The following is a 24,672-nucleotide window of genomic DNA, read 5'->3' on the forward strand; positions in this document are numbered from 1 at the left end:
CGCGTTGAAACGCGAGCGTCTACGCAAACAACCTTACTTGCGGACGGTGCTAGCCGCCGAATCCAGGCAATCTCGCTTCGATCGCGCGACCTCTGACGGTTCGGCAGCGTAAGCCACCACCGCATCGGCCATCTGCGAAGCCAGCGCCTTCAGCGCGCGCCGATGGCCTTCTACCACGCCGTCAATACCGGCGGAGACGTCCTCCTGGACGACGCTGCGGCACGTCAGCAGTTGACGGTCATCCGCAGTACGAATCGTCCAGACGGCATCGATCAGGACGTGCGAGCCGCGCCACGCATCAAACCGCTGTACATCCACGGCCACGCGGTAGATCGGCCTTTTCCCATCGTAGGGAAGACCGTGCAGATCCATCGTGCCGGTCTGCAACGCCAGCCCGGACGACAGCGCCGCACGGATCTCATCGCCCACAGGCGACGCCCAGCGGTCCATTTCCAGGACGTCGACCTGCCCTGAACCGGCCTGGACGACGAGCCGCCTGCCCGCCACCGACGGCGGAACGCGCACCGACACCACATCAACGAAAAAGGCGCGTGCGGGTGCCTGCGCCCGTGCGGCCACCGCAACGCTATCGGCATCACCACCTAGCAAGCTGTGAAAGCGCGCCGGCGGCGAGCTGCATGCCGCGAGCGCTGCGCAGACAACCACGCCGGCACCGACGCGGCAAATTGGGAGCCACGACACCATCACCGTGCATCTCCTTTTTTGCCGAACAGCAGCGATTCCGGGTGACGCTCCAGATAGTCCGTCAGCGCATTGACCGATTGAAGCGTGCGCGTCAGTTCCTGCATCGCGTCATGCACGTCCGACTGGAGCGGTGAGTCCTGCCGCAACGTCGCCTGCGCTGCATTGAAGGTCTGCTGTGCGGAGGCCAGCGTGTCCCGCGCCTGCGGCACCACGTCTGCGTCGAGATGACCGAACAGGCGGTTCGCATTTTCGAGCGTGCCATTCAGGTTGTTGCCGATCTTGTCGAACGGCACCTGGTTCAGCTTCTTCGCGATGTCGGCAAGCTGCACCTGCAGTTCATCCAGCGAATTCGGCACGGTCGGCAACTCGACCGGGGACCGGTGGACATCGACCGTCGCACGTGGTGCCTTGGGGAACATGTCGAGCGCCACGTACAACTGGCCCGTCAGGAGGTTGCCCATGCGCAACTGCCCGCGCAGCCCTTGCATGACCAAGTGCTGCAGCAGTTCATGGCCGCCTGGCGTGTCCGGCGCAGGAAGCGAGGTGTTGGTGCGCCGGCTCAGCCGCGACGGATACAGCGCCATCGTGACGCGCATGCTGAACGTTTTGCCAGCCTCGTCGTATTCAATGCCGATGTCGGTGACGTTGCCCAGCGCAATGCCGCGCAGGTCCACGGGCGCGCCAACAGACAGGCCACGCAGCGACTGGTTGAACCGCATGACCACAGTCAGCGGCGCACCGTCGGGCTCGCGCATCGCATCGGCTTCATCGGACGCCAGGTGGAACACGGTGCTATCCGGTGGCGGGGGCCCATCCGCCTGGCCCGGCGGCGACTGAAACGCCAGCCCACCGACGATGACGGTCGCCAGCGACTGCGTATTCAGCTTCAAGCCGCTGGAATCGAGCCGCAGGTCGACCCCGCTGGCATGCCACCAGCGCGTGTTGGTGCCCACGTATTTGTCGTAGGGGGCGTTGACGAACACCTTCACCTGCACGCCCCCACCTTGCTTGTCCAATGCAAAACCCACCACCTGCCCCACTTGCAGATGGCGATAGAAAACCGGCGCACCAATATCGACCGAACCGAGCGAATCGCCGTGCAGCGAAAACTGGCGCCCTTGCTGATCGGTGGTGACGGATGGCGGACTCTCCAGCCCGACAAACTGGGTCCGGCTCTCTTTGGAATGCCCAATATCCACGCCGATATACGCGCCGGAAAGCAACGTGCCCAGCCCGGAGATGCCGCTCGCGCCCACGCGCGGGCGGACCACCCAGAACCGGGTGTCCTTGGCCGCAAAGCGCTCAGCTTCACGCGCCAGTTGAATCGTCACCATCACGCGCTTCAGATCCGGCGTGAGCGAGATGGCCTGAATCGTGCCGATCTCGACATCCTTGTATTTGACCTTCGTCTTGCCAGCTTCGAGGCCTTCCGCATTGGCAAAGGTGACGGTGACGACCGGGCCTTTCTCGGAGATGGTCTTGGCGACGAGCGCGAGCCCGATCAGCGCGGCGATCAACGGCACGAGCCAGACAATGGACGGAAGCCAGCGCCGCGGCGGCGTGATGTCGGGAAGGGGGAGATCGATAGGACGCATTGCTTGGAAAGAAGAGGTGGCGAACGAGGGGTGTGCGCGGGATGCGTTCAGGAGTCGCTTTGCGCGGCGTCGGCATCGGCGTCGGGAATCGGGTCCCAGATAAGCCGGGGGTCGAATTGCATGGAGGCGATCATGGTCAGGATCACCACCGCGCCAAAGGCCAGTGCGCCCGGGCCCGCGGTGATGACGGCGAAGGAGCCGAAGTGCACCAACGCAACCGTGAGCGCCACGACGAACACATCGAGCATCGACCACCGGCCGATGCGTTCGACCAAGCGATAGAGCCGTGTCCTTTCGTGCGGACGCCATGTGGAGCGCCGATGTGCCGCAAATACCAGCACCGCAAGAATGGCGAGCTTGAGCATCGGCACCACCACGCTGGCAATGAAGACGACGGCGGCCAGACCCCAATCGCCGGACGTCCAGAAGTACGCCACGCCGCTCAGGATGGTGTCGTCTTCCGAACGGCCGAGCGAAGTGCTGTGCATCACCGGCAACAGGTTGGCGGGGATGTAAAGCAGCGCAGCGGCAAGCAGCAAGGCGGTTGTCCGCGAAACGCTGGCCGGGCGGCGTTCGTGCAGGATCGAATGACAACGATGGCACCGCTGGTGTGCCTCGCCCCGCTGAAACGGTTGGACGCTGCCGCATGTGTGGCACGCCACGAGCCCCGCCTGCTTCGCGCAGACGCCCTTGACCGGGTCGGCCACGTCGGCTTCGTTCTGCGGCGAGTCAGCTCGCAGTTCAGCAGACGGCGTTGCGCCATCCCCTGCCCTGATTTCGTCGCAGGCATGCCAGAGCCTGTGTGGATCGAACCGCGACACAAGCGCCAGCAGCACCGTCAACGCGGCGAATGCAAACAGGCCGGCACCGGGAATCACCCGCGCGAGGCTGATCATCTTCACCGTCGTGACGAGCACGCCCAGCATGAACACTTCGATCATTCCCCAAGGCCGCAGCCATTGCAGGAAGCGGATGACGTGGCGAAAGCCAGGCGTCACAGTGCCCGCGCGCAAGGGAAGCAACACGTACAGCAAGGCGACCAGTTCCATCGACGGAAACAGCGTGGTCGTGAACCACACGGCCGCAGCCACCAAGCGCATGTGCCCCGCCCATAGCGAAGACACCGCGTCAAACAACGTGGCTTGCGACGCCATGCCCTGCGCCCTGAGGGTAATGATCGGGAAGCATTGGGCGATCAGCAGCGTAATGAGCGCCGCAACCGCCATTGCCGATACGGCGTCCAATGTCGGGCGGGCGCTGTGGACACTGGTCAGGTCGCTCGCACAACGCGAGCACCGGACGTTCAAACCGTCCAACATTGGCGGCCGCCGAAACATGCGGTCGCACTCATGACAGGCAATCAGGTGGGCGGATTCCATGGGCGTGGACTAAGCCAATCGACTAGCCAAGCGACATTGCAGGCGAAGCACGGCACTCCACGCTTGTGGCGTGGAGGCCGAGCCCGACCCAAGGCAATGTCAGTCTTTGGCGATCGTCTGAGCGGTGGTTTCGGGCAGTTCGCCCATGGCCTGGAGCAGCGCCGCCGTGTCGCTCATCCGGCGGCTGGTCGCACGCACGGTGTCGAGTTGCGCAGTCAGGTACTGCTGCTCGCTCGACTGCTCCGCGGATGCCGGCAGCGCACCGAGGCGGCGGCGCGATGCGGTCTCGTTGAACGCTGTACGCGCTGCGGACGACGCCACTTCGGCTGAAGCGAGCGTCTGCGCGTCGTTCTCGAGCGCGGCGAGCGCATCGGCAACGTTTTCAAATGCCGACAACACAGCCGACTTGTATTGCAGGACCGCGGCGTCATACAGCTCCAGCGTGGCCCGGCGGTGCGCCATCAATGCGCCGCCGTGGAAGATCGGCTGCGACAGCCCGGCGCCCACCGCCCATAAGCCGCCTGCACCTGAGAGCAACGCCGGCCAGCTCAACCCACCGCGACCGAGCGAGGCTGTGAGCGACAGGCTTGGGAACAGCTGCGCGGTGGCCTCGCCCGCGTCTGCGGACGCTGCCCTGACTGCAGCGGCGGCAGCGCGGATATCCGGCCGTGCCCGCAGCAGATCCGATGGCACCGCCACAGGCACCTGGTTCGGGAGCGAAAGGCTGCTGAATTCCGGCACCGCGGGCGCTGCGTCCGGCGTGCGGCCCAGCAACACAGCCAATGCATGGATGGACACCGCACGCTGTTGACGCAGCTGAGGCAGCGTCGCCGCCAGCGACGCGGCGCTCTGCGTGGATGCCAGCGCCTGCGCATGTGAGAGCGCCCCCAGCTCGTACCGCCGTTGGGCATCCCGCGCCGCGGCGTCTGCCACCACAACGAGACGCTCCGTCAAGGCGATCTGCTGATCCAGCGCGGCCGCATTGATGACCGTGCCGACAATATTCGCTGCGAGCGCACGCCGTGCTGCCTCCAGTTGGCAGCCACGCACATCCACCCGCGCCGCGCTCGCGGCGTTGGCATAGCGCGTCGCACCGAAGAGATCGAAGGTGTAATGCGCCTGCAACTGCCCAACAAACACGTTGTAGCGCAGCGCCTCGGGCCCCACGCCAGCGAGGTTTGGCGTACGCTGGCGCGCGACCTGCGCCCCGGCGTCGAGGGACGGCAATGTTGATGCCCCTACCTGCGCACGCAATTCCTCCTGCGCGGCGGACAAGGTCTTCTGCGTTGCGGCCAGCGTGGGGTTGTTGCGCAAGCCCTCTTCCACCAGCGCGTTCAATGCATCGGAGCGATAGAGCTTCCACCACTGCGGCACAGGTGCGGCGCCCACATCAAACTGCTGGGCAACGCCTGCAGCTTCCACCGTCTTTGCAGGCGGCGTGGTCACGCCATAGTGCTCCGGCGAAGGCACGGCTGGCGGCGTGCTGGTCGGTGCCAAGGAGCACGCCGTGAGCGCGAGCACCGACGTCGCTGCAAGCGCGCACGTCATACGAGAGAGTTTCATGATCAATTCTCCAGGGCTGCGGTGCCGGTCGGAGGCACTTGCCGTTCGTCCGGCCGCACCTTGAAACACGCGGCATACAGCGCCGGCAGGAAGAAGATGGTCAGTACCGTGGCGATGGTGATACCGCCCATCAGCGCGGTGGCCATCGGCCCGAAGAAGCCGGAGCGCAGCAGCGGAATCAGCGCCAGCACGGCGGCGGCCGCTGTCAGCATGATGGGCCGGAAGCGCCGCACCGTTGCGCCGATGATGGCGTCGAAGCGTTTCTGGCCGGCCGCGATGTCCTGGTCGATCTGGTCCACCAGGATCACGGAGTTGCGCATGATGATCCCGAACATGGCAATCACGCCGAGCAGCGCCACGAACCCGAACGGCTTGCCGAAGAGCAGCAGCGCAGTCACCACGCCAATCAGGCCCAACGGTGCCGTCAGCACGACGATGAACGTGCGCGAAAAGCTCTTGAGCTGGATCATCAGCAGCGTCAGTACGGCAATGATCATCAGCGGCATCTCAGCATTAATGGACGTCTGGCCCTTCACGCTCTCTTCCACCGCGCCGCCAATCTGGATGCGATAGCCAACCGGCAGCTTGGCGCGTTCGTCGGCCAGGGCCTGGTCGATGTCACGCGTCACGCCAATGCCCTGCGCGTTGCCGCGTACGTCGGCCTGCACCGTGATGGTCGGCTGGCGATCGCGTTCCCAGATCACGCCGTACTCGAGCTTGTTCTGCATATGCCCAAGCGCGCCGAGCGGAACCGGGCCGTTGGGCGTCGGCATGGCCAGGCCGGCCAGCCTGGCGGGGTCGACGCGTTCCGTCTTCGGCGCGCGCAGGTCGACGTTGATGAGCTTGTCGCGTTCGCGATACTGCGTGACCGTATAGCCGGACAGCGTCATGGCGAGGAAGTTGGAGACATCCTCCGACGTCACGCCAAGCTGACGCGCCTTGATCTGGTCGATCTCGAACGACATCGAACGTTCTGCCGGTTCATCCCAGTCGAACTGCACGTTCTGGGTGCGCGCGTCGGCACGGACCTTCTCGGCCACCTTCTCGGCGATGCTGCGCACGGTGGCGATGTCGTCGCCGCTCACGCGGAACTTGATCGGGAAGCCCACGGGCGGGCCGTTCTCAAGCTGGGCCACACGGGTGCGCACGCCGGAGAAATCCTTCTCGAGCGTGGCGTTGAGCCAGCGCGAGAGCGCGTCGCGTTCTTCAACGTTCTTGGCCGTGATCACGAACTGCGCGAAGTTCGGCTGCTGAAGCTGCTGATCCAGCGGCAGATAGAAACGCGGAGCGCCGGTGCCGACGTAGTCGACAAAGTGTTCGATCTCCTTTCGACCGTCGAGCGCTTTCTCCAGGCGCTTGGCCTCGCGCAGCGTGGCGTCAAACGACGCCCCTTCGGGCAAGCGCAGATCCACCAGCAATTCAGGGCGTTCCGAATTCGGGAAGAACTGCTGGGGCACGCGCGTGAACGCCGCCATGGCCAGCGCGAACAGCACCGCCGTCACACCCAGGATCACCCATCGGCGCTGGATGCAGAACGCGATCCACCCCGACAGGCGCTGATAAAAGCCGGTGTTGTAGATGTCGTGGTCATGGCCGTGTTCAGAGGCGCCGTTCTTGTGCTCGGGCAGCATGTGATAACCCAGCAGCGGCACCAGCACCACGGCAGCAAACCACGACACGATCAGCGAGATGGCGGACACCTCGAAAATCGAGCGCGTGTACTCGCCCGTGCTCGACTTGGCGAGCGCGATCGGAAGGAAGCCGGACACCGTCACCAGCGTGCCGGTCAGCATCGGGAATGCCGTGCTCGAGTAGGCAAAGGCGGCGGCGCGCAGGCGGCTCCACCCTTGTTCCAGCTTCACGGCCATCATCTCGACGGCAATGATGGCGTCGTCCACGAGCAGCCCCAGCGCCAGCACCAGGGTGCCGAGCGAAACCTTGTCGAGCCCGATGCCGAAGATGTGCATGCACAGTGCGGTCACCGCCAGCACGATGGGGATGGAAATCACCACCACCATGCCCGTGCGCAAGCCCAGCGATACAAGGCTCACGATCAGCACAATCGCCACGGCTTCACCGACCGACCGCACGAATTCGTCCACCGAGTGCTTGACGGCATGCGGCATGCTCGAAATCGGAGACAGCTTCAGCCCTGCCGGCAGCGTCGCCTGCAGTTCACCCGCCGTTGCGTCGAGGGCTTTGCCGAGGTCGATCACATCGCCGCCCTTTTGCATCGTGACGCCGATGCCCAGCACGGCATGGCCGTTGGCGCGCATCTGCGTCACGGGCGGGTCGTCATAGCCGCGTGTGATCTTGGCGATGTCGCCCAGCCGGAAGGTGCGCTTGTTGACGGTGATGAGCATGTCGGCCAGCGCCTGCACATCCTTGAACGCGCCGGTCGGCCGCACGAAGACGCGGTCATCGGCGGTCGTGATCGTGCCGACCGGTGCCACGGTGTTCTGTGCGTCGATGGCCTGTGCGATCTGCTCCGGCGTGATGGCGAGGCGGGTCAGCTGCGTGTTCGAGATTTCGATGAAGACGTGCTGGGCCGGATCGCCGAAGTAGTCCACCTTGGCGACGCCGGGCACGCGCAGCAGAACGGTCCGCAGCTTGTCTGCATAGTCGTGCAGCTGCGCCGGCGAGAAGCCATCGCCTTCCAGCGCATAGATATTGGTGTAGACATCGCCGAACTCATCGTTGAAGAACGGCCCGACCGTTCCCTTGGGCAATGTCGCACGGATATCGCCCACCTTCTTTCTCACCTGATACCAGGTCTCGGGCACGTCCTTCACCGGCGCCGAGTCCTTCATGGCGAAGAAGATCATCGACTCGCCGGGACGCGAATAGCTCTTGATGTTGTCGACATACGGCGCCGCCTGGAGCTGGCGCCCGATGCGGTCGGTGATCTGCTCCTGGACTTCGCGCGCGGTGGCGCCGGGCCAGTACGTCTGGATCACCATCGTCCGAAACGTGAACGGCGGATCTTCCGACTGCGCGAGATGCGTGTAGCCAATCACGCCAAAAAGCGTCGCCAGCCCAATCAGGAAGATCACCAGCTGCTGGTGGCGCAGAGCCCATGCCGACAGGTTGAAGCCGCCTTCGTCCGCCTGAGATGCAGACGCCGCGGCCGGCGCCGTGCCTTGCACGGTTTCGCGATCGTCGGCGCTCATGATGCGAAGTCCTCAGGGTGCAGCGGGGCAACCACCTGCACGTGTTGGCCGGCGTTCACGGCGTGCACGCCCTGCATCACAACGCGATCGCCGTCGTGCAGGCCGGAAGCGACCAGCACGCTGCGCTCGTCGTAACGCGCGATGGTGACCGGGCGCAGCTCCAAGGTATCTGTGTTGGCGCGCACCACCCAGACTGCGGGCTCCTCGCCACGGTGAAAGAGCGCCGTGACCGGGAGCTTGAACGGGCGCGCGGCTCCCACCTCGCCCTTGGCATCGAAGGCGATCGTGGCGGTCATGCCCATGCGCACCGCCGCGTTCGGCGCCACGAGAGACAACTTGACCCGCCACGTCCGGCTTTGCGAATCGGCCGTCGGCGATACCTCGCGCACGCGCGCCTCGAACGTTTGCGAGGGCGCGGCGGGAAGGCTCACGCGAGCCTTGCTGCCGATGGTCAGCGAGGACAGTGCGCTCTCCGGTGCATCGCAAACGATGTCGACGTCGCCCGTCCAATCGAGGTGATAGACCGATTGACCTGCCTGGACGTTCTGACCGGTGTCGGCGTCCTCCGACGTGATGACGCCATCGTGGTCTGCCACCAGCGTCGCGTAGCGCAGGCGATCGCCAACGAGTGCGGCCTGCGCGCGCGCCGAATCGCGTTGCGCAAGCGCGGATGCGTAGGCGTCCTGCGTCTGCTCCATCTGCGCCGGCGCGATCAGGTTCGCCTGCAATTGGGCGCGGTCGCGGTCAAGCTGTTGCTTGGCATAGACGAGACGATGTTCAGCAGCTTCCAGCTGCGCCCGAGCGTTGGCAAGGTCGTTGCGCAAATCAGCCTGATCGAGCATCGCCAGCACCTGGCCTTGCTTGACGCTATCGCCGATGCGCACGCGGCGCTCGACCACTTTGCCGGCAACACGGAACGACAGCGGCGTGGAGTACCGCGCCTGCACCTGCCCCGGCAGTGTGTTGGCAACGGCGTTGCCGTCCGGGTGCAGCGTCAGCGCAACGACCGGTTTGGGCGCGCTGACCAGGGTTTCGCTGTGGTGACAGCCCGCCAGCAGTACAGCGCAGCAGGCAGCAATGACAAGGGGCGCACGTTTGGAACGCCCGACAACGGACAGGTGGGGGCGCGCTGTCGTTTGCGCATGACGACCGGGATGTTTCACGATGTTTCCAAGCAAGTGATGGCCTAACGAACAATGGGTAACGCACACCCAGGAGCCGCGCCTCTTCTGTGCGATCGGCTCTCCGGTTACGCGTAACGGAACTCGGATGTCGGGTACGCGAGTCGCCTGTCTCCACGGCGTTCAGGAACCACTTCTCGGCGAATGGCTGCACTCAGCCGGCAAGCAACGGCGGACGGCTCTCTGGCCTTTTCGCCTGGGTGCTTGCCCCATCACCGCGTCCTAACTCAGGGCGCATCACCCTGATCGACCCTACATTCCGACATTAAACTCATAACTGATAATCTTGTCAACTATGACGTAAGACACTATCATCGCGGATGAGAACATCATTCCAGACCCCTATGCGGAACCTCACGAATCGCGTGGCAGAAGGCTGCCGCGAGCGGCGCGGCACACGGCGCAAACAAGAAACACGGGCACGTCTGCTTCAAGCGGCGCTGTTGCTGTTGTCTGAAAGGAACATCGAGCGCGTCGCCATCAACGAGATCACCGAAGCCGCTGATGTGGGCTTCGGCTCGTTCTATAACCACTTCGGATCGAAGGAGGGGCTCGTTACCGCCCTGATCGACTGGGCGTTCGAGGACTTTGCCGACAGGCTGGATGGCATTGCGCATGGCCTGAGCGATCCGGCAGAGGTCATCGCCATCTCGGTCCGCCATACCTTGCTGCGGGCGCAGCGCGAACCGGTCTGGGGCCGGCTGCTGATGCGCGAAGGCTTGTCGACACGCGCCCTGACGCGCGGCCTGGGCCTGCGCCTGCTACGCGACAGCAGGCGCGGGCTGGCAGCCAAGCGGTTCGTGGTGTCGGATCCGCTGACAAGCGTGCTGTCGGTGATTGGCACCGTGCTCGCGGGTGTGGCGGCCGAGCTGCACTTTGCGGCAGCCCCCGCCACCGCGCAGCGCAGTCAGCGGGCCGCTGCGGTTCGCATCGAACACTTGGCCGAACGTGCGGCCGTCTTCGTACTCCAGGCACTGGGAGTCAAGCGCGCGGAAGCAGAGAGAATCGCACAGCTGCCGCTGCCGGCGGTCAGGGAAGGCGACGCGGCGGCAGCGGTGTGAGCCCTCGCGCCACCCGGCCGGGGCGCGCATCGCCGAGGCGTCTCGACGGCGCTCGGCGCCAGGTAGCAAAAGCACAGTGCGACCGCAACAGCGGCGTTGGCATGCAACGCCAGCAGCACACCAGACATCCTGAAAGCCTACGCGACATAAGCCCCGCTCGCCGGCTCGCGTCGGCACTGTCTTGGCGAAATGTCCTCAAGGACAAACGCACAGGAGGAGACGCATCTCCCCCTCCGGATGCCTACCGCTCTACCGCATCGCCCTAATCAAGCTGTCCCTGGCAGACATACTTGATGTGCAGGTAGTCGTCCAGTCCGTGCACCGAGCCTTCGCGGCCATAGCCGGATTCCTTGACTCCGCCGAACGGTGCGGCCTCCGCGGCCAGCGCACCTTCGTTGATGCCCACGATGCCGGTTTCCAGCGCTTCGGCCACGCGCCAGATGCGGCGTACATCCTGGCTGTAGAAATAGGCGGCCAGGCCGAACGGCGTGTCGTTGGCGGCGGCAACGACCTCCGCCTCGTTGGAGAACCGCGTGAGCGGTGCGACGGGGCCGAACGTTTCTTCGCACGCGCAGGCCATGGTGGCATCGGCGCCGGTCAGCACCGTGGGGGCGTAGTAGTTCGGGCCGAGCTGCGTGAGGCGCTCGCCGCCTGCCATCAGCCTGGCGCCCTTGCCGATGGCGTCCCGCACATGCCGATCGATCTTCTCGACGGCGCGGGCGTTGATCATCGGGCCGATCTGGGAGGAGGGGTCGCTGGCGGGGCCCACCTTGAGCGCTGCCACGCGGGCAGCCAGTTTGGCGGCAAACGCATCGTGCACGGCGTCGTGCACGAACACGCGGTTCGGCGATACGCAGGTCTGCCCGCCGTTGCGGAACTTGGCGGCCATGAAGCCGTCGACGGCCGCGTCGATATCGGCGTCATCAAATACGATGAACGGCGCATTGCCGCCCAGCTCGAGCGACAGCTTCTTGAGCGTGTCGGCGCTGCGGCGCGCCAGGTGCTTGCCCACGGGGGTGGAGCCGGTAAACGTGATCTTGCGCACGCGCGCATCGTCCAGCCACACATCGACGACTTCCGGCGTGCGCTCGCGCGAGGCCGTCACGATGTTCAGCACGCCGGGCGGCACGCCCGCCTCCTGCGTCAGCCGCACGAGCGCGAGGGAAGTCAGCGGCGTGTCCTCGGCCGGCTTGCAGACCACCGTGCAGCCCGCCGCCAGCGCGGGGGCGATCTTGCGCGCGATCATCGCCGCGGGAAAGTTCCACGGCGTGATGGCCGCCACCACGCCCACCGGCTCGCGCAACGCAAACATGCGGCGGCCTGGCACGGGCGCGGGAATGGTCTCGCCGTTCATGCGCGTGGCCTCTTCGCCAAACCATTCGATGTAGCTTGCGGCATAGGCGACCTCCCCCTTGCCTTCGGCCAGCGGCTTGCCCTGCTCCAGCGAGATGAGCGCGCCCAGGTCATCCTGATGCGCGAGCACGAGATCGTTCCAGCGCTTGATGATCTGGGCGCGCTGCTTGGCCGGCACCTTGCGCCAGGCCGGAAATGCAGCATGCGCGGCATCGAGCGCGGCACGGGCCTGCGCCGCGCCCGAATCCGGCACGCGCGCGATCAGGTTGCCGGTGGCCGGGTCGGTCACGTCGAGCTGCGCGCCGGCAGCGGCCTGCCATTCGCCGGCAATGTAGTTGGCGTTGCGGATCAGATCCGCACGTTGGATCGAGAGAGACATGGTGTGGAGTCGGCAGCAAATGAACGATCAGGCGGAGGCAACGTGCGCGGCAATCGCCTCGCCCACCTGCGTGGTGTTGGCGGTGCCGCCCAGGTCGGGCGTGCGCGGGCCGTCCTTGAGCACCGCCTCGATGGCGGCAACGATCGCGTCGTGGGCGGCGCGTCCCGCCCCCTGGCCTTGCGTGAGGAAATCCAGCATCAACGCGCCGGACCAGATCATCGCGATCGGGTTGGCGATGTTCTTGCCGTAGATGTCGGGCGCCGAGCCGTGCACCGGCTCGAACAGCGACGGGAACGTGCGATCGGGGTTCAGGTTGGCCGATGGCGCCAGGCCGATCGTGCCGGTGGTGGCGGGCCCAAGGTCCGAGAGGATGTCGCCGAACAGGTTGGTGGCGGCCACCACATCGAAGCGGCCCGGCTGCAGCACGAAGCGCGCGGTCAGGATGTCGATGTGCTGCTTGTCGAGCGTGACATCGGGATATTGCCGCGCGACTTCATCCGCGCGCTTGTCCCACCACGGCATGCTGATGGCGATGCCGTTGCTCTTGGTGGCAAGCGTCACGTGCTTGCGTGCGCGGCTCTTCGCGAGGTCGAAGGCGAACTTCAGCAGCCGCTCTGCACCCTTGCGCGAGTAAACCGATTCCTGGATCACGACTTCGCGGTCGGTGCCTTCGTACATGATGCCGCCGAGCGACGTGTATTCGCCTTCGGTGTTCTCGCGCACGACGTAGTAGTCGATGTCGCCGGGCTTGCGGTGGGCGAGCGGGCACGGCACGCCTTCGAACAGGCGCACCGGACGCAGGTTGATGTACTGGTCGAATTCGCGGCGGAACTTGAGCAGCGAACCCCACAGCGAAACGTGGTCCGGCACGGTGGCCGGCCAGCCGACGGCACCGAAGAAGATTGCATCCATGCCCTTGAGCTGGGTCTTCCAGTCGTCGGGCATCATCTGGCCGTGCTGCTCGTAGTAATCGCAGCTGGCCCATTCGATGTGATGGCACTCCAGCTCGAAACCGAAGCGCTCGGCCGCCGCCTGGATGACGCGCAGGCCCTCGGGCATGACCTCCTTGCCGATGCCGTCTCCGGGAATGATTGCGATGCGGAATGCTGGGTTCATGGTGTTCCTTTGTCTTGTCAGGCGGAGAGCGGCACCGGATGCGGCATCGCGTGGTCCCGTTCGTCGAGCCAGCCCTGCCGCAGCTCCGGCACCGAGTTGGCGAGCTGTTCGTAGTACGGATGGTGCGGGCCGCGGTCAAAATCGGCGCGCGCCACCTGCGCGAGCTTGCGGCCGTGCTGCATCACGACGATCTCGTCGCAGACGGCGCGCACGGTGTGCAGGTCGTGGCTGATGAACAGATACGACACACCCAGGTCGCGCCGCAGATCGGCCATGAGGTTGAGCACGGCGGCGCCCACCACGGTGTCCAGCGCAGAGGTCACCTCGTCGCAGAGGATCAGGTCCGGCTCTGCAGCCAGTGCGCGCGCCAGGTTCACGCGCTGTTTCTGCCCGCCGGACAACCCGCCGGGCAGGCGCCGCGCGACGCTATGCGGCAGCCGCACGAGATCGAGCAGCTCGCGAATGCGACGCTGCAGTGCCTCGCCCTTCAACCCCTTGTAGAACTGCAGCGGCCGCGCCAGGATGCGCTCGATGGTGTGCGACGGATTGAGCGCCGTATCGGCCATCTGGAACACGATCTGGATGCGGCGCAGCTCATCGTGCGTGCGGTTGGCGAGCTGCGGCTGGAGCGGCCTGCCCCGGAACGTCATGCCCCCGTGGCAGGGCGCGATCAGGCCCGCGATGGCGCGTGCAAGCGTCGTCTTGCCCGAACCCGATTCGCCGATCACGCCGATGGCCTGTCCGCGATAGAGCTTGAAATCGATGTCGTCGAGGATGCGCGTGGCCGGCTGGCCGTTGGCGTCGACCGGGCCGTAACCGGCGCTGAGTCCGTGCACGTCGAGCAGCAGTTCGCCCTCGCCCAGGCAATGCTCGAGCGGCCGCGGTGCGGGCCGTGCGGCGGCCAGCAGGCTCTTGGTGTAGTCGTGATCGGGCGTGGCAAGAATGTGCCCCGTCGGGTTCAGCTCCTGCATCTGGCCGCCGCGCAATACGAGGATGTGGTCCGCCATCTGCGCCACCACCGCCAGGTCGTGGCTCACGTAGACGGCCGTGGCGCGGCGCTCGCGCACGACGCGGCGGAACGCGCGCAGCACTTCGATCTGCGTGGTCACGTCCAGCGCGGTGGTGGGCTCGTCGAGAATCACCAGATCCGGATCGGTGATGAGCGCCATCGCAGCCATGAGCCGCTGCAGTTGGCCGCCCGACACCTGGTGCGGGTAGCGCTGGCCGATGGTCTCGGGCTCGGGCAGCGCCAGCTCGCGGAACAGCTGCACGGCCTTGGCTTGCGCCTCTGCGCGCGTCATCGTGCCGTGGATGCGGGCGGGCTCCACCACCTGGTCCATGATCGTGCGCGACGGGTTGAAGGACGCGGCGGCGCTCTGCGCGATGTAGGCAACGGTGCGGCCACGCAAGGCGCGTTGCTGTGCGGCCGGCAAATGCAGGACATCGATATCGCCGATGCGCACGCTGCCCGATGCGATTGCGCAGCCATGGCGCGCAAAGCCCATCAGTGCCAGCGCGGTGGTGGTCTTGCCCGAGCCGGATTCGCCAATCAGGGCCAGCACTTCGCCGGGCTCGATGGCAAAGCTGAGGTTGTCCACCAGGGTCTGTTCGCCTGCGGTGATGTGCAGGCCTTCCACAACGACGGATGCGCCCATGGTCAACGCCCTCCGCGTTCGCGGGCCGCGCGGCCCGGCAGGTTGTCAATGACGAGGTTGACCGAGATGGTCAGGCTGGCGATCGCCAGGGCCGGCAAGATGACGGACGCGCCGGCATCGGGCAGCGCGCTGATGTTCTCGCGCACGAGCGAGCCCCAGTCCGCCGACGGCGGCTGGATGCCGAGGCCCAGAAAACTCAGGCTGGCGAGCAGCAGCACCACGTAGACAAAGCGCAGGCCCAGGTCGGCCAGCATCGGCCCGACGATGTTCGGAAAGATCTCGCGCAGCATGATGTAGAGCGTGCCTTCGCCGCGCGTGCGGGCCACGGTCACGTAATCGAGCGCGTTGATATTGACCGCCAGCGAGCGGGCGATGCGATACGCGCCGGGCACATAGATGATGGCGGCGGTCACCACGAGCATCGTCACCGAAGACCCGAAGCCGGCAACCATCAGCAGCGCGAACATCTTGCTCGGGATGGCGGTGAGCGTGTCGAGCAGGCGGCTCAGTGCGGTATCGACCCAGCCGCCCATCGCGGCGGCGAAGAGCGCCAGCACCGTGCCCGCGCCGCTGGCCAGCAGCGTGGCCACCAGCGCCACGCCCACGGTGTAGCGCGCGCCTTCCACCACGCGCACGAACATGTCGCGGCCGAGGTAGTCGGTACCGAACCAGTGCGCGGCGCTCATGGGGCCGAAGACCGCGCCATTGCCGTCGCCGCTGGTGATCAGGTGGGCCGGCAACAGCGCGGGGCCAGCCAGCGCCGCCAGCAGCCAGAACACCAGCACGGCCAGGCCGATGAGGCCGCTTGTGCCGAGCCTGCCGAAGCCGCCCAGCAGACGCCGCACCGGATGGCGCGGTGCTGGCGGCGTGGCGGCCGGCAAGGTCGGAGAGGTGGGCGTGGTTTCCATCGTGAGGCTCTTGTTCATAAGGTCAGCATCCGCATTTGGCGCGATGTCAGCGATGGCGCAAACGTGGGTTCGCAACGATGCCCAGCACATCGGCCGTGGTCACCAGCAGCAGGTAGCCCGTGCAGAAGATCATGGCGCAGGCCTGCACGAGCGGCATGTCGCGTTGCGACACGCCGTCCACCATCAGCTTGGCGATCCCGGGGTAGTTGAAGATCGTCTCGATGATGATCACGCCGCCGAGCAGGTACGACAGCGACAGCGCCACGGCATTGGCGATCGGCCCCACGGCGTTGGGCAGCGCATGCGCCAGCACCACGCGCATGGGCGATGCCCCCTTGAGCCGGACCATCTCGATGTACGGCGCTTCGAGCTGGTCGATGACGGCGGCGCGGCTCATGCGCATCATCTGCGCGACGATCACGCAGCACAGGCTCAGCACCGGCATGGCAAAGGCCTGCAGCATCTGCCCGAGCGATTCGATATCGTTGACGTACGACAGCGCCGGCAGCCAGCGCAGCTTGACGGCAAACACCAGCACCGCCAGCGTCGCCACCAGGAACTCCGGCACCGACACCACCGCCACCGACGCGGTCGACGCCAGCCGGTCGAACCACGAGCCGCGCCACACGGCAGACGCTATCCCGAGGCCGAGCGCAATCGGCACGGAGAACAGCGCCGTCACCGCGGCCAGCAGCAGCGAATTCGGCAGGCGGCTCGCCACCAGCTCCGCCACCGGCATCTGCGTGGTGGTCGATTGCCCGAGATCGCCCCGGGCAATGCCGCCGAGCCAATGCAGGTAGCGCTGCGGCGCAGGCACGTCGAGGCCCATCTGCGCCCGCAGCGCGGCCAGCGCCTCGGGTGTCGCGTCCTGCCCGAGTTGCTCCTGCGCCGCGTCGCCCGGCAGCACGGCTGTGATCGAGAACACGATCACCGATACGGCCAGCAGCGACAGCAGCGCCATCGCCACGCGCCGCGCCAGCAGCTTGAGGATCACTCCATTCATGGCAGCCCCTTACGCAAAAACACGCCGCACCGCACCGTCCGTCAGGCGTCCAGCCAGACGTTCTCGGCAAATGCGTAGCCCATCAGGCCGCCCAGCGGAATCGGCGCCAGCCCCTTGAGCTTGGTCGAGTGGCCGTCGATGCTCGCCAGGAACAGCGGAATGCCGATGCCCGCCTCGTCGTGGATCATGGTCTGCATGTCGGCGTACATCTGCTTGCGCTTTGCGAGGTCCGTCTCGGCGCGTGCGCTGGTCAGCAGCTGGTCGAACTTCGGGCTCTTCCAGCGCGACTCGTTCCACGCCGCGTCGGACTTGAAGAACTGCGTGAGGATGGTGTCCGCACTCGGGCGCGGGTTGACGTTGCCGAAGCCGACCGGGCTGTTGAGCCAGTGGTTGGACCAGTAACCATCGGCCGGCATGCGCTTGATGTCGAGGTCCAGCCCGATGCGCTGGGCCGTCTGCTGCAGCACGAGCGCAATCTCGACCGAATACATGGCCGCGGGCGACGTCACCACCGGGACCTTGCCCGTCACGCCCGACTTCTGCAGATGGAACTTCGCCTTGTCGATGTCGAACGCGCGCTGCGGCAGCTCCTTGAAGTAGAACCGGTTGGTCGGGTCGATCGGCTGGTCGTTGGCCAGCACGGCGTGGTCCAGCGCGATGGTCTTCTTCATCTGCTCGCGGTCGAACAGGTACTTCATCGCCATCACGAAGTCGGCGTTCGTGCCCGGGCCCGTATCCTTGCGCATGATCAGGTCGGAGTACTGGCCCGATTGCGTGGTGAAGATCGCATACCCCGGCGTGCCCTTCACGCGGGCCACGGCGCGCGGGTTGACGGAGGCCACCAGGTCCATCCCGCCGGAAAGCAGCGCATTCACCCGCGCGCTGTCGTCGCCAATGCCGACGAACTCGATTTCATCCAGGTACGGCTTGCCAGGCTTCCAGTAGCCCTCGTTGCGCACCACGAGCGTACGCACGCCCGGCTTGAATTCCTTGATCTTGTACGGGCCGGTGCCGATGCCGGCGTTGAAGTCCGTCGTGCCGTCCTTGACGATGTGAAAGTGGAAGGTGCCCAGGATCACGGGCAGATCGGCGTTCGGTGCCGTCAGCACCACCGTGACCTCGTTCGGCCCCGTGGCCTTCACGCTGTCGATCTGGTCGGCCAATACCTTGGCCTTGGATGCCGTGGCCGGGTTCTTGTGGCGCATGATCGAATACACCACATCGGCCGGGGACAGCGCCTTGCCGTCATGGAAGGTCACGCCCTTGCGAAGCGTCATCACCCACGTCTTGGCATCCGCCGTCTGGTACGACTCGGCCAGCGCCGGGCGCGGCGTGAGGCTGCCGTCGAGCGCGAACAGGCCGTTGTAGACCATGTTGCAGCGCACGTAGTCGTTCTGGTTCGACTGCTTGGCCGGGTCCAGCGTGTCGGTCGCGGCGGCGGTGGCGGCGGCCACGCGGATGCGCCCACCGCGGCGCGGCGTCTGCGCGTACACATTGAGGGCCGTGCCCGCGAGGCTGCCGGCCAGCGTGGCTTGCATGCCGCCCGCCATCAGCATCTTCAGGACGTCGCGGCGCGAGGCACCGCGCTTGAGCGACTCCATCACGCGCAGGCTTTCGCTGGGGCCAACTAGGTTCTCGAACTCATTACGGCGGTCGCTCATGGTGGGGCTCCTGATGGATCTGATGTGGGAACAGCGAACACTGCGTTGCTTGTAATGGGAATACAGACGGTGCGCGGCTAGGCGAACCGGTCCTTGAGCTGGTAGTACATGCCCACGGCGGGCAGGAACCACGGCGGCCCGAAGTGGCCGGGAATGGCGCTCCAGCCGCGATCGCGCCACGGGTTGGCGGAGGCATCGCCGGCCATCACCGCGGCCATGCGCTCGCCCATGTGCACGGACATCTGTGTGCCGTGGCCGCTGTAGCCCATCGAATAGAACAGGCCGTCGCGCTCGCCAGCATGCGGCAGGCGGTCCTGCGTCATGTCGACGAGGCCGCCCCAGCAGTAATCGAGGCGCACGTCGCGCAGTTGCGGAAACGTCTCGGCCAGGCCGCTGCGCAGGATCTCGCCGCTCATGGCGTCCTGCTGCGGGCTGGAGACCGCAAAGCGCGCGCGGCCGCCAAACACCAGGCGGTGGTCGGGCGTCAGGCGGAAGTAATGGTGGATGTTCGCCACCGTCACATAGGTGCGGCGCGCCGCGAGCAAGGCGTGCGCGCGCTCCGCGCCCAGCGGCTCCGTGGTGACGATGAAGCTGCCGATCGGCACGATGCGCCGACGCAGCCAGCCGAACGTGCCGTAGCCGCCGTGGCGCGAAGCCCCCGTGGCGAGCAGCACCTGGCTGGCCAGCACCGTGCCGCGCGAGGTATGCACGCGATGCACCTGCCCCTGCACGCGCTCAAGGCGCTGCACGCACGTGCGCGTGTGGATCTGCGCGCCCTGCCGCTGCGCTGCCAGGGCCAGGCCTTGCGCGAAGCGGCCCATGTGCATCTGGCCGCTGCGCTTGTACAGCAAACCGCCGTGGAAGCGTTCGCTCTGCACCTCGGCGCGCACGCGGGCGGCATCGAGAATCTCCACGTCCAGGTCCACGCCGTCGCCAATGAGCCGGTCGGCGCTGCGCTGCAGCGCATCCATGTGATACGGCCGGGTGGCGAGCTTGAGCTTGCCATTGCGCTGGAAGTCGCAGGCGATGCCTTCTTCGCGGACGATGCGCTCCACCGTGTCCACGGCCGCGTCGTAGGCGTGATACCAGGCCCGCGCCCGGTCCACGCCGACCTTGCCGGCCAGCTCGGCGTAATCGATTGCCAGGCCGTTGTTGACATGGCCGCCGTTGCGCCCCGAGGCTTCGACGGCCACGGTGCTGCCGGCCTCCAGCACGACCACGCTGGCACCGCGCCGCGCCAGCGCCAGGGCCGCCGACAGCCCCGTGAAGCCGCCGCCCACGATCGCCACATCCACCTGCGCCGGCAGATCGTGCGGATCGAGCGCCAGCGCGGGCACCGAGTCGTTCCAGTAGGAGTCGAGTTTCATGGAGGTCATGGCGCGGTCAGGCACGTCGTGCTTACAGACCCACGACGCCGGCAAGGCCGCCGATGTCCTGGATCTCGGTGTAGCGGTACGCCGGGTTGCCGGGGCCGTGGCCGCGATTGACGAACACCTTGTTGACGATGCCGAGATCGTCGGCCGACATCAGGTCATAGCGCAGGCTGGACGACACGTGCAGCACGTCTTCCGGGTTGCAGCCGAGCGAATCAAACATGTATTCGAAGGCCTTCAGGCGCGGCTTGTAGGCCTGGGCCTGCTGCGCGGTATAGACACGATAGAACGGCGCGCCCAGCATTGCCACGTTCTTCTGGATCTGCGCGTCGTCGGCGTTCGACAGGATCACCAGCGGGATTTCCCTGGCGACCTTCGCCAGGCCGGCCGGCACGTCGGGGTGCGGATCCCACGTGGGCACCGCGTCGTAGTAGGCCTGCCCGTCCGTATCGAAATACTGGATCTTCCATTTCTTGCACAGGCGGCGCACGGCGTTCTTCAGCACGACCTCGTACGGCTTCCAGTCGCCCAGCACCTCGTCGAAGCGGTAAGCGGTGAAGTCAGCAATGAACTGCTCCATGTGCTCGGCCGGAATGCGGTCGGCAAACAGCTCGCGCGTCATCTCGCCCATGCGGAAACGGGTGAGCGTGCCGTAGCAATCGAACGTGATGTACTTGGGTCGGAAGGTCATGGCGGTGATCCTCAGGGTCGGTGCACTGATGCGGTCTGTGCGACAGGGTTATGACGAAATCATTGAAGCATGCAGGCCCGCACGCGTTGTAGGGAATTGCGGTGCCTCACGTGAGAAAGCTGCTGTTTGCGATGGCGCTCGCGGCATGCCATGCGGTCTGCACCGCCGGTGTGCCGGACGCACTGCTAATGCGCTGCAGCAAAGTCGATCAGCACGCTTTTGAAGCGCAGGTTGGCCTCCACGGCTTGCCGGCCGAGATCCTTGCCGATGCCCGACTGGTGATAGCCGCCGGTGGGGATGACGAAATCGGCGCTGCGCCCGTAACGGTTGATCCAGACCGTGCCGGCCGCAATGCCGCGCATGGCGCGCAGCGCGCGTCCGATGTCGGCCGTGTGCACACCGGCGGCCAGGCCGTAGTGTTCGTGCGCGGCCAGGGCCAGGCCCTCCTCTTCGTCGTCGAAGGTCTGCACGGTCAGCACCGGGCCGAAGATCTCTTCCTGCACGGCGGGGTTGTCTGCGCGCACGCCTTCGATGAGCGTTGGCTGGTAATACGCCCCGCCGGGGCCGCCGTCGAACAGGCCGCCGCCGCAGCGCACGTCCGCGCCGGCGCCCTTGGCGCGATCGACGATGTCCTGGATGCGTGCCGCCTGCACGGAAGAGATGATGGGCGGCAGCGTGGCCGTGTCGTCCCACGTGGCACCCGGCCGCAGTGCCGCAAAGCGCGCCGCAATGCGGTCGATCAATGCCTGGGCAACGCCGCGCTGCACGATCAGGCGCGACCCCGCCACACAGACCTGCCCCGCATTGCCCGTGATGGCGCCGGCAATGATGCCGGCCAGCCGGTCGATGTGCGGCGCGTCATCAAACACCAGCTGCGGACTCTTTCCGCCCAGCTCCAGCGTGACGGGCTTGGGGCCGTGCGACGCGCATGTCGCCATGATCGCGGCACCGGTGCGTGTCGAACCGGTAAACGTCATCTTGGCAATGCGCGGATGCCGCGTGAGCGCATCGCCCGTGGTGCGGCCATCGCCCTGCACCACGTTGAAGAGCCCGGCCGGCACACCGGCCTGCACGGCCAGTTCGGCGAGCCGGATGGCCGAGTACGGCGTCAGCTCGGATGGTTTGAGCACGACGGCATTGCCGGCCGCCAGCGCCGCACCGACCTTCCACGACACCATGACCAGCGGAAAATTCCACGGCGTGATCGCGCCCACCACGCCGTAAGGCTCGGCCACGACCATGCCCAGATGATCGTGGCGCGTGGCCGCCACGTCGCCGCCGAGCTTGTCGGCGTATTCGGCAAAGAAGCGCAGGCCTTCGGCGGTGAACGGCACATCCCAGGCGACGGCATCGCGCACGGGGCGTGTGGAACACACGGCTTCCAGCGGCGCCAGATGCGCCACGTCCGCGTCGATCAGATCAGCCCAGCGGCGCAGCACGCGGGCCCGCTCGCGCGGCGCGCGGCGTGCCCAGTCGGTGGTGCCCCACGCTTGCCAGGCGTTCTGCACGGCCATGTCCACCATGTCGGCATCGGCCATCGGCAAATCGGCATGCACCGCGTTATCGGACGGCCGCCGCACGGCAAGCGCCCCGGTGTGGCGGGCGTCGCTGACATGCTCGCCGCCAATGAAATGGCCCGAAGGCACGCGGATGGTTTCAGGGTTGAAGATCGGCACAGGATGAGGAGGTGCCGCAGCCGGGCACCCATATCGGATGGAGGTTATTGATGCTAGGCAGGATGGCCCGGCATTTGTGTTCGTAACGCCGGCCGCCACCGCATCGAATTGCGAAACCCGCACCCTCGGCAGACGATGCTTGCAAATTGCGGGCAAACCCCAATTCGATCTGGCCCAGCGGCGCGATGTCGTCCAAGATGAGAGCGTGTTATGCCCACCTTCAGAAGGCGCCCTCCATGCTCAGCTCCCCTGCGTCCACCCAGACCACCGCCGCCGACGACGGCGTGGTGCTGCGTCCCATGACCGCCGACGATCTCACCGCGGCGCACGCGCTGTCCGAAGAACAGCGCTGGCCGCATCGCCCTGCCGACTGGGCCCAGATGTTTGCGCACGCCGAAGGCTTCGTGGCCGAGCGCGACGGACAGATCATCGCCACGGCCCAGCGCTGGCGCTGGGGCCCGCGCCACGCGACGATCGGGCTGGTGATCGTCACGCCCGCCTGTCAGGGCCGGCGCGTCGGCCATCGCCTGATGAGCGCATTGCTCGATGGCCTGGAGGACCACACCGTGCTGCTGCACGCCACGGCCGAAGGGCGTGGCCTGTATGAGCGGCTCGGTTTCGTGCGTACCGGTGAAATCCGCCAGCACCAGGGCATTGCGCAACCCACGCCGCTGATCGCGCTGCCCGCGGGCTGGCGGCTGCGGCCGGCTGGCACCAATGAAGCCGAAACGCTGCGCCGGCTCGACGCGCAGGCGCGCGGCATGCCCCGCGACGCGCTGATCGACGACCTGCTCGCCATCGCCGACGGCTGCGTCGTGCTGGACGACGACGGCGAGCCGCGCGGCTTCGCCATGCTGCGCCGCTTCGGGCGCGGCCATGCGATCGGCCCCGTCGTGGCGCCCGACGCCGAGAGTGCCAAGGCGCTGATTGCGCATCTGGCCGGCATCAACGCGGGGCATTTCACGCGCATCGACATCGACTTCGACAGCGGGCTGGCCGAATGGCTCGAGAGCATCGGCCTGCTGCGCGTGGATACGTCGACCACCATGGTGCGCGGCGCGCCGCTGTCAACGCCGCCCGGGGCGGCCGCGCTGGTTGCCATCGTCGCCCAGGCGGTGGGCTGATCTCCACATTGCACAGACGCTTCTCCGTGACCACGACCTTCCTCTACAAGTCCGACCCCGTGCGCGGCCAGCAATGGGCCGAGGTTTTTCGCCAGCACGCGCCCGACATCGACTTCCGCATCTGGCCCGACATCGGCGATCCGCACAAGGTGCGCTTTCTTGCCGCGTGGGAGCCACCGGCCGATATCGCCGCGCAGTTCCCGAACCTCGAAGTGTTGTTTTCATCGGGCGCCGGGGTCGACCAGTTCAACTTCGCCGCGCTGCCGCCAACGCTGCCGGTCGTGCGCATGGTCGAGCCCGGCATCGTGCGCGGCATGGTGGAGTACGTCACGCATGCCGTCCTTGCGCTGCACCGCGACATTCCCGCGTATCGGCGCCAGCAGTCGGCCGGACAATGGCGGCCGCTGCCGGTGCGTCAGGCGGGCGAGCGCCGCGTCGGCGTGCTGGGCCTGGGTTCGCTCGGGCAGGCGGTGCTCGAACAACTGAGCGGCTTTGGCTTTGACTGCGCGGGCTGGAGCCGCTCCCGCCATGCGATCGACGGCGTGCAGTGCTTTGCCGGGCAGGCAGAGTTGCCGGCGTTCCTGGCGCGCACCGACATCCTCGTGTGCCTGCTGCCCCTGACGGACGCCACGCGCGGCATGCTGAACGCCGCGCTGTTCGCCCAGCTGCCGCAAGGCGCCATGCTGGTGCACGTGGGCCGCGGCCCGCAGCTGGTGAGCGATGACCTGCTCGCCGCGCTCGACAGCGGCAGGCTCAGCGAAGCCATGCTCGACGTGACCGACCCCGAACCGCTGCCGTCCGGACATGCGCTCTGGCGGCACCCGCGCATCCAGATCACGCCGCACATCGCGAGCATGACGCAGCCGCTTTCTGCGGCAGCCGTAGTCATCGACAACCTGCGCCGCCTGGCCGCCGGGGAGCCCCTGCTCGGGCTGGTGGACCGCACGCGCGGCTATTGAAACGAGGCGGGAAACGACGCTCGGCACGATGTGCTGCCGCTGCCCGAACAACAGCAGCACAGTGCGTTTCCTGCCCGCAAAGCAGCACCAAGCCTTGGGCACCACGGCCTACTCTTGAGT

At 66.5% G+C, this 24,672-nt stretch carries 18 protein-coding genes; 3 read left to right on the forward strand and 15 right to left on the reverse strand.

Annotated elements, in window-relative coordinates; translation table 11 throughout:
• Positions 1-33 precede the first annotated feature (33 nt).
• The 6 genes from A6M56_RS12200 to A6M56_RS12225 form a co-directional block, all read right to left on the reverse strand.
• Complete coding sequence (locus tag A6M56_RS12200; RefSeq protein WP_102079870.1) at positions 34-705, reverse strand: PqiC family protein; 672 nt, start codon at positions 703-705, stop codon at positions 34-36.
• Entirely contained in the window at positions 705-2,300 is a 1,596-nt protein-coding gene (locus A6M56_RS12205) for a PqiB family protein (protein WP_102079871.1), read from the reverse strand. Before A6M56_RS12205 ends, A6M56_RS12200 begins: the two co-directional genes overlap by 1 nt.
• Positions 2,301-2,347: 47 nt before the next feature.
• The gene (locus A6M56_RS12210; protein WP_102079872.1) at positions 2,348-3,679 is read right to left on the reverse strand and encodes a paraquat-inducible protein A; all 1,332 of its coding nucleotides are present in this window, start codon (positions 3,677-3,679) and stop codon (positions 2,348-2,350) included.
• Positions 3,680-3,778: 99 nt separating this feature from the next.
• Positions 3,779-5,242, reverse strand: coding sequence for an efflux transporter outer membrane subunit (locus A6M56_RS12215; protein ID WP_102079873.1), 1,464 nt, complete (start codon positions 5,240-5,242; stop codon positions 3,779-3,781).
• Positions 5,243-5,244: 2 nt separating this feature from the next.
• On the reverse strand, positions 5,245-8,412 hold the full coding sequence (locus A6M56_RS12220; protein WP_102079874.1) for an efflux RND transporter permease subunit: 3,168 nt from the start codon (positions 8,410-8,412) through the stop codon (positions 5,245-5,247).
• Positions 8,409-9,575 carry an efflux RND transporter periplasmic adaptor subunit gene (locus A6M56_RS12225; RefSeq protein WP_102079875.1) on the reverse strand — a complete coding sequence of 389 codons (1,167 nt, stop codon included), beginning with the start codon at positions 9,573-9,575 and terminating at the stop codon, positions 8,409-8,411. The genes A6M56_RS12220 and A6M56_RS12225 overlap by 4 nt, the downstream gene beginning before the upstream one ends.
• 362 nt (positions 9,576-9,937) lie before the next feature.
• On the opposite strand from A6M56_RS12225, the gene A6M56_RS12230 reads away from it, so the two are divergent.
• Positions 9,938-10,654, forward strand: coding sequence for a TetR/AcrR family transcriptional regulator (locus tag A6M56_RS12230; protein WP_045787044.1), 717 nt, complete (start codon positions 9,938-9,940; stop codon positions 10,652-10,654).
• A 262-nt stretch (positions 10,655-10,916) separates the two neighbouring features.
• On the opposite strand, the gene A6M56_RS12235 is transcribed toward A6M56_RS12230, so the two are convergent.
• The 9 genes from A6M56_RS12235 to A6M56_RS12275 form a co-directional block, all read right to left on the reverse strand.
• On the reverse strand, positions 10,917-12,386 hold the full coding sequence (locus tag A6M56_RS12235; protein WP_102079876.1) for an NAD-dependent succinate-semialdehyde dehydrogenase: 1,470 nt from the start codon (positions 12,384-12,386) through the stop codon (positions 10,917-10,919).
• Between the two features lie 27 nt (positions 12,387-12,413).
• The gene (locus A6M56_RS12240; protein ID WP_045787046.1) at positions 12,414-13,502 is read right to left on the reverse strand and encodes a tartrate dehydrogenase; all 1,089 of its coding nucleotides are present in this window, start codon (positions 13,500-13,502) and stop codon (positions 12,414-12,416) included.
• Between the two features lie 17 nt (positions 13,503-13,519).
• Positions 13,520-15,157: an ABC transporter ATP-binding protein gene (locus tag A6M56_RS12245; RefSeq protein WP_102079877.1), complete on the reverse strand. Its 1,638-nt coding sequence runs from the start codon at positions 15,155-15,157 to the stop codon at positions 13,520-13,522.
• Positions 15,158-15,159: 2 nt separating this feature from the next.
• A complete protein-coding gene (locus tag A6M56_RS12250) occupies positions 15,160-16,065 on the reverse strand; it encodes an ABC transporter permease (protein ID WP_102080264.1) in 906 nt (301 codons plus the stop codon).
• Positions 16,066-16,111: 46 nt separating this feature from the next.
• Positions 16,112-17,068 carry an ABC transporter permease gene (locus A6M56_RS12255; RefSeq protein WP_062738449.1) on the reverse strand — a complete coding sequence of 319 codons (957 nt, stop codon included), beginning with the start codon at positions 17,066-17,068 and terminating at the stop codon, positions 16,112-16,114.
• A 41-nt stretch (positions 17,069-17,109) separates the two neighbouring features.
• Positions 17,110-18,729, reverse strand: a complete 1,620-nt coding sequence (locus tag A6M56_RS12260; protein ID WP_102079878.1) for an ABC transporter substrate-binding protein — start codon at positions 18,727-18,729, stop codon at positions 17,110-17,112.
• 77 nt (positions 18,730-18,806) lie between these two features.
• Positions 18,807-20,096 carry an NAD(P)/FAD-dependent oxidoreductase gene (locus tag A6M56_RS12265; protein ID WP_102079879.1) on the reverse strand — a complete coding sequence of 430 codons (1,290 nt, stop codon included), beginning with the start codon at positions 20,094-20,096 and terminating at the stop codon, positions 18,807-18,809.
• Positions 20,097-20,127: 31 nt separating this feature from the next.
• The gene (locus A6M56_RS12270) at positions 20,128-20,793 is read right to left on the reverse strand and encodes a haloacid dehalogenase type II (RefSeq protein ID WP_045787051.1); all 666 of its coding nucleotides are present in this window, start codon (positions 20,791-20,793) and stop codon (positions 20,128-20,130) included.
• Between the two features lie 185 nt (positions 20,794-20,978).
• Positions 20,979-22,469: an aldehyde dehydrogenase family protein gene (locus tag A6M56_RS12275; protein WP_102079880.1), complete on the reverse strand. Its 1,491-nt coding sequence runs from the start codon at positions 22,467-22,469 to the stop codon at positions 20,979-20,981.
• Between the two features lie 236 nt (positions 22,470-22,705).
• On the opposite strand from A6M56_RS12275, the gene A6M56_RS12280 reads away from it, so the two are divergent.
• Complete coding sequence (locus tag A6M56_RS12280; protein ID WP_102079881.1) at positions 22,706-23,593, forward strand: GNAT family N-acetyltransferase; 888 nt, start codon at positions 22,706-22,708, stop codon at positions 23,591-23,593.
• Between the two features lie 26 nt (positions 23,594-23,619).
• The gene (locus A6M56_RS12285) at positions 23,620-24,552 is read left to right on the forward strand and encodes a 2-hydroxyacid dehydrogenase (protein WP_062738446.1); all 933 of its coding nucleotides are present in this window, start codon (positions 23,620-23,622) and stop codon (positions 24,550-24,552) included.
• Positions 24,553-24,672: the final 120 nt, after the last annotated feature.

It is taken from the genome of Ralstonia sp. RL, assembly GCF_001683835.1.
Classification (GTDB): Bacteria; Pseudomonadota; Gammaproteobacteria; order Burkholderiales; family Burkholderiaceae; genus Ralstonia; species Ralstonia mannitolilytica.

What these genes read in the sequence shown, in the direction of transcription:
- A6M56_RS12200 (WP_102079870.1), bottom strand. Translation starts at nt 705, where the DNA reads ATGGTGTCGTGGCTCCCAATTTGCCGCGTCGGTGCCGGCGTGGTTGTC.
- A6M56_RS12205 (WP_102079871.1), bottom strand. Translation starts at nt 2,300, where the DNA reads ATGCGTCCTATCGATCTCCCCCTTCCCGACATCACGCCGCCGCGGCGC.
- A6M56_RS12210 (WP_102079872.1), bottom strand. Translation starts at nt 3,679, where the DNA reads ATGGAATCCGCCCACCTGATTGCCTGTCATGAGTGCGACCGCATGTTT.
- A6M56_RS12215 (WP_102079873.1), bottom strand. Translation starts at nt 5,242, where the DNA reads ATGAAACTCTCTCGTATGACGTGCGCGCTTGCAGCGACGTCGGTGCTC.
- A6M56_RS12220 (WP_102079874.1), bottom strand. Translation starts at nt 8,412, where the DNA reads ATGAGCGCCGACGATCGCGAAACCGTGCAAGGCACGGCGCCGGCCGCG.
- A6M56_RS12230 (WP_045787044.1), top strand. Translation starts at nt 9,938, where the DNA reads ATGCGGAACCTCACGAATCGCGTGGCAGAAGGCTGCCGCGAGCGGCGC.
- A6M56_RS12235 (WP_102079876.1), bottom strand. Translation starts at nt 12,386, where the DNA reads ATGTCTCTCTCGATCCAACGTGCGGATCTGATCCGCAACGCCAACTAC.
- A6M56_RS12240 (WP_045787046.1), bottom strand. Translation starts at nt 13,502, where the DNA reads ATGAACCCAGCATTCCGCATCGCAATCATTCCCGGAGACGGCATCGGC.
- A6M56_RS12245 (WP_102079877.1), bottom strand. Translation starts at nt 15,157, where the DNA reads ATGGGCGCATCCGTCGTTGTGGAAGGCCTGCACATCACCGCAGGCGAA.
- A6M56_RS12250 (WP_102080264.1), bottom strand. Translation starts at nt 16,065, where the DNA reads ATGGAAACCACGCCCACCTCTCCGACCTTGCCGGCCGCCACGCCGCCA.
- A6M56_RS12255 (WP_062738449.1), bottom strand. Translation starts at nt 17,068, where the DNA reads ATGAATGGAGTGATCCTCAAGCTGCTGGCGCGGCGCGTGGCGATGGCG.
- A6M56_RS12260 (WP_102079878.1), bottom strand. Translation starts at nt 18,729, where the DNA reads ATGAGCGACCGCCGTAATGAGTTCGAGAACCTAGTTGGCCCCAGCGAA.
- A6M56_RS12265 (WP_102079879.1), bottom strand. Translation starts at nt 20,096, where the DNA reads ATGAAACTCGACTCCTACTGGAACGACTCGGTGCCCGCGCTGGCGCTC.
- A6M56_RS12270 (WP_045787051.1), bottom strand. Translation starts at nt 20,793, where the DNA reads ATGACCTTCCGACCCAAGTACATCACGTTCGATTGCTACGGCACGCTC.
- A6M56_RS12280 (WP_102079881.1), top strand. Translation starts at nt 22,706, where the DNA reads ATGCTCAGCTCCCCTGCGTCCACCCAGACCACCGCCGCCGACGACGGC.